Consider the following 12,079-nt stretch of genomic DNA (forward strand, 5'->3'; position numbering starts at 1 on the left):
GAATTGGTAGACACAAGGGATTTAAAATCCCTCGCCGAAAAGCGTGCCGGTTCAAGTCCGGCTCCGGGTACCATTTTATTTTCTTAATTATCACTAATCTATTTCTCTTTCTGAAAAGGTGAATATAACTTTTATTCAGCAAATCCATTCTTGATCTATTTTTTCATTTACATTATTCGTATTCAAACTCAATATAAGCAGTAATACATTTTTCGATAAAGTTGTAATCCTTGCCATTACACCTAGCAAGCCAGCTATTTTCAGTCTAGCAACAGCTCATTAGCTTAACCAAACTTGCTAAAAGGGCAGGGAAGTAACATCCGACGGTGTTATTCGTCTATTTAGAAAAGTATATTTCAAAAAATAGTGTTATTAATCTGCTAAAGTAATAACTTAACTATAATGAATAAGACAAGTATGTCATTAATTAATAAAAGGATAGTTTATGTTTTTTATGAAATATGTTTTTGGATTCTTAATTTGTACCTGCCTCATTTTTATCACCACTTTCCCTTCCAATGTTTATGCACAGCAAAAATACAGTATTTACCTTGATGCTGACTTTAGCGGCGCGACAGCATCTAGCTTAGCTATACAGCAAGGTATCAATACTGCGTTGGCTGAAGTTGATTATCAACTTCAGGGTACTATATTTGAAGTGGTTACTAAAGATCACCGAGCTAACTCATTAAGAAGTAAACGAAATTTAGAGAGCTTTTTAGCGGATGAACGAGCATTAGTAGTATTCTCAGGTTTGCACTCACCACCCTTATTAGCTAACAAAGCCTTTATAAATGAAAATAAAATTCTGTTGCTCGATCCCTGGGCAGCCGCAGGACCAATAACCCGTAGCTCTTCAACTCAAAACTGGATATTTCGTTTATCCATTGATGATAGTAATGCCGGTAGTTTTATTAGCCAAAAAGCGCTGGAACAAGGCTTTACTAAACCTTACCTATTATTAGAGGATACCGGTTGGGGTCGTTCAAATCAGAAAACAATGACACAAGCACTAAAAGAAGCAGGAGTTAAACCAGTAGGTTTGTCATGGTTTAACTGGGGGGCAGGGAAAAACCATGCCAAAGTATTACTGCGAGATATTAAAGCTAGCGGTGCCGATGTTATCTTTTTTGTCGGGAATTCGGCAGAAGGCGCTACTTTTACCCAAGCCATGGTTGAATTACCACAAGACATTCGTTTACCTATTCGAAGTCACTGGGGCATAACTGGCGGAGACTTCACCGAAAAAGTTTCAGCAGCTCAGCGTGAAAGAGTAGATCTGCAATTTATTCAAACCAATTTTTCATTTCTCAATGATGATTTATCAACCTTTGCTCTACGTGTGTTAGCCTTGGCCATTGAGTCAAATAATGACATCAAAGACAAACGTGATATAAATGCGCAAACAGGCTTTATTCACGCCTATGATTTAACAAAAATTATGATTGCTGCTATCAAGCAAGTTAAATTAACAGGTAATAAAAACAAAGATAGTCAGCTTATTCACCAAGCTTTAGAGAGTTTAGAACAACCAGTGCAAGGGTTGTTAAAAAACTATCAAAGGCCATTTACTCCTTATAGTAAAGACAACCCTGATGCTCATGAAGCGCTAACTATCGCAGATTACTCCATGGGTAAATTTAACAAAAGCAATGAAGTGATTTTACTTAAATAGAAAGTAATTATTTTAGTAAGAGTAACATTATTGAATAAACTGAGTGATATGAATGACTAAAACCACAGTATCTTTTGCTTTAGCACGCTTTGTCTTTATTAGTTGCTTAGCGTTAGCGGTAATAATTACCAGCTTAGTGGTTTACCATGTAGTTGAGTCAGTGAATACGGAATACGAAAAAATTGCCAGTAGAGAAATTAATACTTTAAGCAATAACTATCGAGTATTTATTAAACATCACTCTATTTTATTGAAAGAGCAAGGGGCAGCAGCAACTTTTGTACAAGCTTTAATGCAGCCACAAAGTAACCTTGGCAAGATACAAGATTACATGGCTGGCTTATCTTTATTAGGTAAAAAGTATGATGAGACTTTACTGGATTTTGAAGGCAGTATCTTACACTCCACATCGTCATCTGCTATTAAATACCAAAATTTCCCATGGATAAAACGTCTCTTAGCTGCGGAAATAGAGAGCTCAATTCAAGTCCTCAGTATTCAAGGACAATTCTATTGGTGTATAGCGGTTCCCATTATATATAACCAGCTGGTCGAAGGCGTACTGCTAACCAATATTCCCTTAGCAGAGATAAATGCCCGTCAAGTGGATGTTGAGGTGCTCGATGGTTTAATGATTGAAGTGGTTAAAGAGGGACAAACCCTTGCGACCTTTGGTAAAAAATCCCTAGGTACTAAGCAAGTCATCGCGTGGCAGAATGCTGGAGTTAGTTTTGACTTTACCATTGATGAGGCCTATAGAAATGATGCCTTATCAAAATTAGTAATCCAGTTGGTAAGCCTTATTATTCTTGCCATCGTATTCACAACCTTGCTGGCATATTTCTATGGCTACCGTTATTTCGTTAAACCAATTCTTGCACTTTCTCAATTAACCTCAAGCCTTGAAATGGGTAATGAACCACAAGCTTTGCAAGAAGATTTAAGGTTTAAAGAATTTTCCGCTTTATTTAAGCAATTCAACCATATGAGTGAAAAAGTAGCAAAGCGTGAGCAAGCGTTAAAACAAAGTTATGAAAAGCTTTCCAATACCATTGAAGAGTTAAAGCAGAGTGAATCTCAATTGGTGCAGTCTGAGAAAATGGCCAGTATTGGTGTGCTCGCTGCAGGAGTCGCCCATGAAATAAACAACCCGATTGGTTTTATCCGCAGTAATTTAGAAGTGTTAGAGGATTATTTTTCTGATGTTGAGAAACATTATCATGAATTTACCGAAACCCTAGTTAGTGATACAGACAAAGAAAATCACAAAAAATTAGCAAAAAAATATGAGCTTGAATTTCTGTTTAAAGACTCAATACCGTTGATTAAAAGTAGTATTTTAGGCGCTGACCGCGTTACCGAAATAGTGAAAAGCTTGAAAACATTTGCACGTGTTGATCAACCTGATAAAGCACTTATTGATATCAATGAAGGATTAAAGGCTACCTTAAGCATGGTTCACAATGAGTTAAAGTATTGTTGTAATGTCCATGTTGATTTACAGCCGTTACGGCATATACATGGCTTTCCGGGGAAGCTGAATCAAGTGTTTATGAATTTATTGATAAATGCTGGGCAAGCTATAACAGATAAAGGCGATATTTATATTAGAAGCTTTATTGAAGGTAGCAATATTGTTATTCAAATTGAAGATACTGGCAGCGGAATTGAGGCTGAAAATCTAACACAAATTTTCACTCCTTTCTATACTAGTAAACCGATAGGCGAGGGCACTGGTTTAGGCCTGTCTATTAGTCATCAAATAATTGAAGAGCACGAAGGGAAAATTACCGTTAAATCCGAATTTGGTAAGGGTAGTTGTTTCACTGTGTCTCTACCAATCAAATAATCAGAAGAGCAAAGGATCAGCAGATGAAATTTCAGCTGTTTTGCTTATTCATAATATTCCCGTAATAAAATTAAATAAAAAAGCCAACTAAGTTTAAAGTTAGTTGGCTCGTCAGCTATAAACCATCAGGTAAACAATGCGTAATTTACCAACATAAACCATGATAATTTTCACTTTGTCTAACCGTACTGGTTAAGTGAACGACATCGATAATATGTTGGTCTTTTGAGCAGTTATTTATAATTTTTTCGCTGTAGCTTTTTTTATGGGTAATAACAAAAGCGTCATTAATTTTAGTTAAGCGAGATAGAGAGTTACACCTGGCTGCATTAAGTTGTCTATTAATTTCAGGATCCATATCAAGCGGGATATCACTAGCTATACAGGGATCATAAAATTGTACTTGGTAACCTTTTTTGAGTAATTGTTTTAATAACTCAAGACTTGGGCTTTCTCTCAAGTCGTCGGTATCGGCTTTAAATGTTAAACCGACAATGGCAACTTTTGATACCGGTAACTGCTCAATCATATTCATGGTATGGGCTATATGGAAATGGTTGGATTGGTTAATATGTTCAATAATAGGGATATTTACGTTAAGTTCTTTTGCCATACTAACTATGCCACGTGTATCTTTGGGTAAACATGAACCACCAAAAGCGAAACCTGGTTTTAAGTAATAAGGGGAGATATTTAGCTTTGTATCTTGCAGAAATATATCCATAACCTCATGGCTATCTACCTCAAGCGCTTTACAGATACGGCCAACCTCATTGCCAAAAGAGACCTTAAGTGCATGCCAAGTATTATCAATATATTTAACAAATTCTGCCGCCTCTATTGAAGTGTGTATGATATCTCCTTCAACGCCTTTATATAATCTTTTGGCAAACTCAATACTTTTGTTGTCATAAGAGCCTAAAACTGTTTTAGGTGGATGATAGAAGTCATCAATGGCGGTACTTTCTCGTAAAAACTCAGGGTTAAAACAAACACCAAAGTCTTTGCCGCATATTTTATTAGCGGAGGCTTCGAGTAACGGAATTAAAATTTTATTAGTTGTTGTTGGTGGTACAGTACTTCTAAAAATAACGACATGGTAACTGGTCTTTTTAGCCAAAGCGTGACCTATTTGCTCAGATGCTGCTTTTAAATAGGAGAGATCACAGCCACCATCTTTTTTGCTCGGTGTTCCCACAGAAACTAAGGTAATATCAGAAATATGGATTGCTTGCTCAATATCAGCGGTAGCTTTTAATTTTCCGCTTTTATGAGCTTCAGTAAGTAGCTCTTCTAATTGTGGTTCTACAATGGGGGAGTGGCCTTCATTTATGGCATTTACTTTTGATAGTTCAGGATCAACACCGATAACTTGGTGACCCAGAGAGGTAAAGCACGCACATGAGACAGAGCCAACATAACCTAAGCCAATAATGCTAATTTTTAAGCTTTCAGTTTTACTAATGAGTTTATTATTAGTTGTTATTGGTGGGGTAAAGCTGGTGTACGGTGTTGAGTAATCACTTTCTTGAGGTGGTTGATATTCAGTGGTATAACTTTCAAAGCTATAGTCATCTTCACTAATAGAAACATCTAGTTTTGGATCAAACATAATTCATCCTCGATTTTTTTAAGCACACCATGTGTACCTTATTATCTTGAAAGCAGTATTTATTCCATCTTTACAATTCCAGTCACTAAAATATTTTATCATTATAAAATACAAGTGGTTACATAGTTGTTCTTGTTTAATGAATAGAGTGTAAATCACAATAAACATATAAATATCACTTTGATTTTCAAGTTGCTTTGCAATTTAAAAATAGAACCAGTTATTAGTAATATATTCAAATAGTTGATGATATAAAGTGTATTTACTATTTACTATTTGCTATTTGATTTTTAGCAGCTATGTATTTCTGGCCTATTCGTTGCTTTGCTATTGTTAATGCTAATTAGCATATATGGCTGAAAGTGATGACTAGATACCCAAGAAAACATAAGAGTTTAGCTATAAATGGAATTGCGATAATTGGTTTTGCAAAAGAAGTGCCTTTTAAGAATAAGCTGATTGCTTTAACTATCGGCGCGTTATTAGCTATCAAAGGTTACAACGTTACAGCTGGTAATATCAAAGGTACTTTTAGTTATGCCTTTTGGTCGGCAAAAATATTTGGTGCTAAAACATTAGCCGTTATTGACAAAGGTATTGATAAAAAACCAGCTTATATAGACAGCTATATCTACATTCCCTCCATGATAGCAAAACACCAACAAGTTACTTTAGTCAGTAGTGCTGCAATTATCATTGGCGGCGGCGGTCGCTCATTACACCTTGCTCAAGAGTTTATTAAGCAAGGAAAGCCTATTATTGCTATAAAAAATACTCACGGCATTGTTGAAAATGAGGTCAAACTTCTGGGTATTCGAACTTGCAGTATATTTTCAGCTTTGCATTATATATTGCTAAAAACTTCCTATTAAAATCTTATTTTTAACAACTGATTTTACTTTAACCTATTACAGTTTTTAAGGTTAAATTCACTAAATATGGCTTTATTTGTATTTTGCAAAACAGGAGTTGTTTTGCAAAATACAAATAAAGGCATAATGTAACTGGCTGATTTATATTGATTGTTATCTTGGTATGGCAGTTGCATTGTAGAAAGAAGGCTTGTTGGTTATGGAGGCGTTAGTTATGAGAATAACCAGAGAGAAACCTTGTCAACGTCGCCATCATAGAGTGTCTGCTCCATTGTACGTTAGTGTTAACCAACAGCCTTTTTCACAAGCGAAAGATTGGAGTTTAAGTGGGCTTTGTTTAGACGACTATCAAGGTCAAACCGTAAAAGCTAATGAAAAAGTATCGCTGCAAGTTGAATTACCTTTTCAGGGGTTTCAAATATCTTTTGATGTCAATGCCAGAGTAGTTAGAGTGGTCGATGATGGCCAGAGGCTTTTTGTTGAGTTTATTGAGTTGTCTGAGCGCTCATTTGATTTAATGAATCATTTTGTTGATGATTTAGTGCGCGGTAAAATGGCGACAATTAACGACACTATTTGCCGTATTGACGTACCTGTAACACCTATATCAACGGCGCCAACGCCGAATCCAAAAGATCAAATACCGCTGAGCCGGTGGCCAATCAAGACAATATTGATGAGTGTCTTTTATCTGTGTTTAGGCTTGTTCGTCTTCATTTATATTGGCGTGATATTTTATGCCAGTTATTTTACCTTAGAAGCTCCACATTCAGTTGTTTCCTCAAGGATCCAAACTATAAATATGCCCCTAGATGGCGTATTAAAATCCGTTAATTATCAGGTTGGTTTAGAGCTAGAAAAAGGGGCTGCCATTTTCCGTATTGAAAATATCACCTTAGCAACAAAAATTTTGAATTTATCGGGAAAAATAAAAAATACAGAAAGTGAATTGTATGAGTTTAAAGAAAAATATCGTATTGAAAATGAACGTATTAAGCTGTACCAAATAGTCAGTAAAACCGATACGCAGATATTACAAGCGCAACTTGCTTCGAAAAAACAGGAACTGAACTTTGCCGATGAAAACTTACTAAGGGTGTTTAAACTCAGTAAAAGTGATTTGGCAAGTGCTAAACAGCTAGATGAGGCTAAAGTTAGACAAAGTAAATTATCATATAAATTACAAGAGCTTGAAGTTAAACTTTCTCAAGCTATTGCCATGGAGTCGGTATCAGCAAGACGCCATTATAATCACAAGGAGTTTTCAACCGATTTAGATATTAGTGCCATAGAGCTACAAACCCTGTATTCACGCTTGAAAACGGAAAAGCAGCTTTTACTTGCGCTAACCGCAAAGCAAAATACCCAAATTGTCAGAGCACCCTACACAGGAAAAATTGTCAATATTTACCATTCAGCAGAAACAACGGTGCCAAAAAATGAACCGATTTTGGTTTTTGAAGAAATAGGTGTAATCACAGTCACGGCCTACTTAAATCAAGATGATGTGCTGCAAGTTGGTCTCCATGATCTCGCCAATGTTTATGTACCTGCCTTAAATCAACACTTTGATGCAATTATATCTAAAATTGACCGCAGCTCAGCTTATATAAACTATAAGACCTCTCGCTATACCTGGAAAAATAAAGATGCCAAAACAGCCTTAGTTACATTAGAGGTGCTGTCAGGTCAGGAGTTTAGTGACATGTTATCAGCAGGGCTACCGGCGGTGGTGATTTTTAATCGACGCAGTGCCAGTAGTTTTATCTCTAAAATAATGAGTTTTAATAAATCAAAACCACAGCCAAATAAAAGCACGGCTATAGATAAAAAATCAAGAGCTGCTTATGAATCGATATGATGAGCTACCCCATGTTGATGACCCGGCTGTTTGGCCAAAAGGCTTTTCAAAGTGGACACCCAAGCACCTCTTTAACATCTGTTTATATTTTGCATGTTGCTTACTGGCCATTTTAATCTTGCCTAACAGTATTTGGGATGCAGAGGTTAAGGAAATTACCTTGATTATTGGTACTTTAGGTCTTTGGCGATATGGCTGGTGGTTTACCCATGCGGTACGAGCAATGATTTATGGCAAAATTGTTTACCCCAAATTTAGAAAGCAAGGGCAAGAAATTTGGCAGCAAGGTTGGCGTCCGAGACACATGCATTTCATGATGACGACTTATAACGAACATAAAGATATCACTGAAAAAGTTGTTAGGTCCATTTTATTAGAAATTAAACAATCTACCGTACCAGGTACTATTTGGTTGGGCTCTTCCATACGTTTTGATGAAGATATTGTCGCTGATATGTTAAGAAGAGAAGCAAAAGATATTGATGTTACCTTGAGGATTATTCGCCAAAATGTATCGGGGAAAAGAGCAGCAATAGGGTTAGTTTTACGGGCTATGTCTCGTTTACCTATTGATAAAGATGATCTTGTTGTTTTTATGGATGGCGATTTTATTTTATCTGAAGGTGCTATAAGTCGTTGTATGCCTTTATTTAAATTATTTCCAGAGCTACAAGCCTGTACTACAGATGAAGAGGTTATTTGTATTGGGCCTCGTTGGATAGAAACCTGGTTGAAAATGCGCTTTTCTCAACGCCGATTAGCAATGCAGTCGCACTCTTTGTCTGGACGAGTATTAACGTTAACCGGCAGAATGTCAGTGTTTCGAGCTAAAAACTTATTAGAGCTAGAGTTTATCCGTTTATTAGAAGCTGACCACTTAAGACATTGGCTTTGGGGGGATTTTCGCTTCTTATCAGGAGATGATAAAAGTACTTGGTATTATATGCTCAAACATAATTCTCACATGTTATATGTTCCAGATGCACTGGGTTATACGGTTGAAGTTATAGAGGGAGCAGGCTTAGAGCGTATGGTACAAAATTTTAGACGCTGGTCTGGCAATATGTTGAGGAATGGCTCTAGGGCAACTTCATTAGGCCCTAACAAGATGCCATTTTTTATTTGGTGGTGCTTAATCGATCAAAAATTGTCGATGTGGACCATGCTTGTTAGCCCTGTACTTGCTATATGTGCTTCTATTTATCATGGTTTAGCGTACCTCTGTGCTTATGTCATTTTTATTGCTATCAGCAGAATGTTTTTATCGTTATTTTTATTTCAATACTCTAGAAAAATTCAATTAAGCTATCCATGCATTTTATATTTTAATCAATTAATTAATGCAGCAGTAAAAGTTTATTGTATTTTTAGATTATCAAAACAAAGGTGGTCGAATCGAGGTGATCAAAAGTCAGAAATTGATGGCAGCTATTTATTAGAGCTAGCAAGAAATACTATGGCAAATTGGTGTACTGCGGTTGCCGTTATCTTATTATTTGTAGTGACATTGCAGTTTGCCAATATTATCCAAATACCGTCATTTGAAATGCTTGATCATATTTTTGGCGAATTATTATGAAAAAATATCCAATCGTATTATATGTATCAAAATGTCGGGCGCTTACTGTACTAGCGCGAAGAAAGTATCTAGCTCACTCTATTGCTATAGGTTATAAGGGGCTAGTGTATTGCTTCATCATATTAACTTCATTTTTAGTAGGCTTAACACCTGTTTTATTTAATTTCGTCGTTGACCCCTATAACGTTAATCGTGTATTTAATTTGCAGATGAAAAAAGAAAAAATTAGTTTGAAAGCGCACTATCCCTTATGGAAAATAAGTAATTATCCAAAGGAGCAAGCGAAGACCCTGATTTTAGGGGATAGTAGAGCACTAGCGCTGAAAGATAAATACTGGCATCAACTAAAAATGAGTGATGCTTATAACTTTGCTTATGGTGGTGCAACCCTTCATGAAGTGATAGATACCGTTAGCTTTATTAAAACATCACCTAAAATTAACACTCTCATTATCGGTATTCAGTTGCGTAGTTTTTCACCACTGTTCAAAAAAGGCTTAAATAGAGTGCCTGAGGCGATTAAGTTGATTAATGAACCGGTAAGTTATTACGCTAATGGTTTTGTTACTGAAATAAGTTGGCGGCAAATTGAACAACGCTATGAAAGTGAAGTTATGTGGTTAAAAGACTTAGTTACCAAGGTGAATGTTAATTTAATTTCTACAGCACATGCCAATGACGTTTCAATAAAAACAGAAAAAACTTTAGAAAAATTACTTGACCCAAGAAACTGCACCAGTTGTATTTTGCCTAAGTTGATTGCTTCTCAGCCTGCACCAATACAAAAAATAATGCTGCCAAAACATGCGTTGGGTTTAGGTCTGTGGACAGAGTTATGGCCTCCGATCATACTTAACCGCCAGCTCCCTAAGACATTTGCCAAACAAATAGCCAAAAATGCTCAATCAGATTGGCAATCGTTTAATTTTTCGCAGCAATACTGGCAGGGTCTAGTTAGTATTGCTGACTGGGCAAATAGTCATGATGTCAAACTGATCTTTTTTATCCCGCCAACTATTGCTGAAATGCAACAGCAAATTACCAATTATGGTTACGCAAAAGCGAACCAGAAATTAAGACTGGATCTGGCAAAATTAGCACCGGTAATTGATTTTGATTTTGATTCAGCCCTGACTCGAAACCTTGACAACTTTAATGACGCTTATCATTTTAACTATAAAGTTGCCAAGATGATTATTGGGGAGTTAATACAATTTATTTCCTCTTCAGCCGAGTCCAAAAAAATGGCCTATAAAAGGCGATCGCAAATTACTTGTCCAATCACTCCACAAGAGACTTTAAGAGAGTTAGCAAGTACGGGTATTGTCATGCGAGAAGGAAGCGCATGTCGAATTTGGCATAAACGTCATGAATAAAAACAAGCGGGTGTTACAAAGGTACTCATTGGTAATAATGATTTTATTAATCATCATCATTATATTTTCGATACATTTCACCTACCAAAAGCATATTCAAGATAAAGGCAAAAGTGCGCCAATCATCAGTGAAATTAAAGAACAGCTAGATCAAGCTAAAGCACTGCAAAAGCAAGGAAAGCTCTTAGAGTCAGCAGAAGTTTTTGAGCAGTTTGCTTTACAAGGTTATCCCGAAGCTATGTTTTATTTAGCAAAAGCTTATGAAAAGGGCTGGGGAGTGCCGCCTAACTTGGAAAAAGCTCGCAGTTATTTACTCAATGCCATTATTTATGATTTTAGTTACCGAGGGGAAAGTGCCTATTTGCTAGGTCGACTTTTTCAAAAATCATCCGGCCCTAATTGCAATACTATCGCGGTTGACTGGTTTAGAAAGGCATTAAAATGGAATTACCTTAAAGCGTCATTGTCCTTAGGTATTCACTTTGAAAAGGGCTTAGGTGTTGAGAAAAATGTTGCTCAAGCAATCTTCTACTATGAAATCGCTAACCAAGCTGGGATTGCCATTGCAGCGTTAAAACATGCTCGACTTATAGCCTTAGGCCAATCTACTTTTCCCCCTGACTCTGAATATGCTCAAGCATTAGTGGATAACGCTATTATGCAATTAACTAGAGAGGCAAATGGTGGTAAGGCAAGTGCTGCCAAGTCTCTAGGGCGCTTATATCGCGGCACAAGGCTAGTTAAAGGCATCATAGGAAAAGAGCGTCAAGACAAGACGATAAAGTGGTTTAGATTGGGCAGTGAACTTGGTGATGCCGGTTCAATGCATGATTTGGCACAATATTTACTCTTTATTGATGATGAAAAACATCAAATAGAAGGGCTGGCATTATTTAAAAAAGCAGCGGATAAAGGTCATGGCGGTGCGGCAACAGCATTAGGGCGAATGCACTTAAAACAGCTATATGGTTTTAATAAAAAAGGTGCTGTTTTTTGGTTTGAAAAAGGTGTAAAAGCAGGACACACTGGCGCATTCAAGGAATTGTCGGTTATTTATTTTGAAGGGAATCTTATTGAAAAAGATCTCGATAAAGCTATAGCTTTAGTAACTAAAGGTGCGAATAGAGGTGATTCTGGCTCGAAAAGGTTACTAAATAAATTTTTAAAAAAACAACGTAAAATAAAAAATATGCAGGATAAAAGAATAAATTTACGGGATTAGTTAGTCATTGCCGTTAGATATATAACGGCTGTT

8 protein-coding genes are annotated in these 12,079 nt (G+C 36.5%); 7 read left to right on the plus strand and 1 reads right to left on the minus strand.

Features of this window, described 5'->3' with window-relative positions:
- The first annotated feature begins 445 nt into the window (after window positions 1-445).
- Together HRT55_RS02390 and HRT55_RS02395 are read left to right on the plus strand one after the other, a co-directional pair.
- Window positions 446-1,675, plus strand: coding sequence for an ABC transporter substrate-binding protein (locus HRT55_RS02390; protein WP_291618522.1), 1,230 nt, complete (start codon window positions 446-448; stop codon window positions 1,673-1,675).
- Between the two features lie 52 nt (window positions 1,676-1,727).
- Window positions 1,728-3,524 carry an ATP-binding protein gene (locus tag HRT55_RS02395; RefSeq protein WP_291618524.1) on the plus strand — a complete coding sequence of 599 codons (1,797 nt, stop codon included), beginning with the start codon at window positions 1,728-1,730 and terminating at the stop codon, window positions 3,522-3,524.
- A gap of 145 nt (window positions 3,525-3,669) precedes the next feature.
- Here the strand turns inward: HRT55_RS02395 and HRT55_RS02400 are convergent, their stop codons facing one another.
- Window positions 3,670-5,136, minus strand: a complete 1,467-nt coding sequence (locus HRT55_RS02400) for a nucleotide sugar dehydrogenase (protein ID WP_291618526.1) — start codon at window positions 5,134-5,136, stop codon at window positions 3,670-3,672.
- A 365-nt stretch (window positions 5,137-5,501) separates the two neighbouring features.
- Between HRT55_RS02400 and HRT55_RS02405 the strand changes: the two genes are divergently transcribed.
- From HRT55_RS02405 to HRT55_RS02425, 5 genes are all read left to right on the plus strand, one after another.
- On the plus strand, window positions 5,502-6,008 hold the full coding sequence (locus tag HRT55_RS02405) for a hypothetical protein (protein WP_291618528.1): 507 nt from the start codon (window positions 5,502-5,504) through the stop codon (window positions 6,006-6,008).
- 214 nt (window positions 6,009-6,222) lie between these two features.
- Window positions 6,223-7,869: a PilZ domain-containing protein gene (locus HRT55_RS02410; RefSeq protein WP_291618530.1), complete on the plus strand. Its 1,647-nt coding sequence runs from the start codon at window positions 6,223-6,225 to the stop codon at window positions 7,867-7,869.
- Complete coding sequence (locus HRT55_RS02415; RefSeq protein WP_291618532.1) at window positions 7,856-9,448, plus strand: glycosyltransferase; 1,593 nt, start codon at window positions 7,856-7,858, stop codon at window positions 9,446-9,448. Before HRT55_RS02410 ends, HRT55_RS02415 begins: the two co-directional genes overlap by 14 nt.
- Window positions 9,445-10,824 carry a hypothetical protein gene (locus tag HRT55_RS02420; RefSeq protein WP_291618534.1) on the plus strand — a complete coding sequence of 460 codons (1,380 nt, stop codon included), beginning with the start codon at window positions 9,445-9,447 and terminating at the stop codon, window positions 10,822-10,824. Before HRT55_RS02415 ends, HRT55_RS02420 begins: the two co-directional genes overlap by 4 nt.
- Window positions 10,817-12,046 carry a tetratricopeptide repeat protein gene (locus HRT55_RS02425; protein ID WP_291618535.1) on the plus strand — a complete coding sequence of 410 codons (1,230 nt, stop codon included), beginning with the start codon at window positions 10,817-10,819 and terminating at the stop codon, window positions 12,044-12,046. The genes HRT55_RS02420 and HRT55_RS02425 overlap by 8 nt, the downstream gene beginning before the upstream one ends.
- The last annotated feature ends 33 nt before the right edge of the window (window positions 12,047-12,079 follow it).

This window comes from Colwellia sp. (genome assembly GCF_013214175.1).
Classification (GTDB): Bacteria; Pseudomonadota; Gammaproteobacteria; order Enterobacterales; family Alteromonadaceae; genus Colwellia.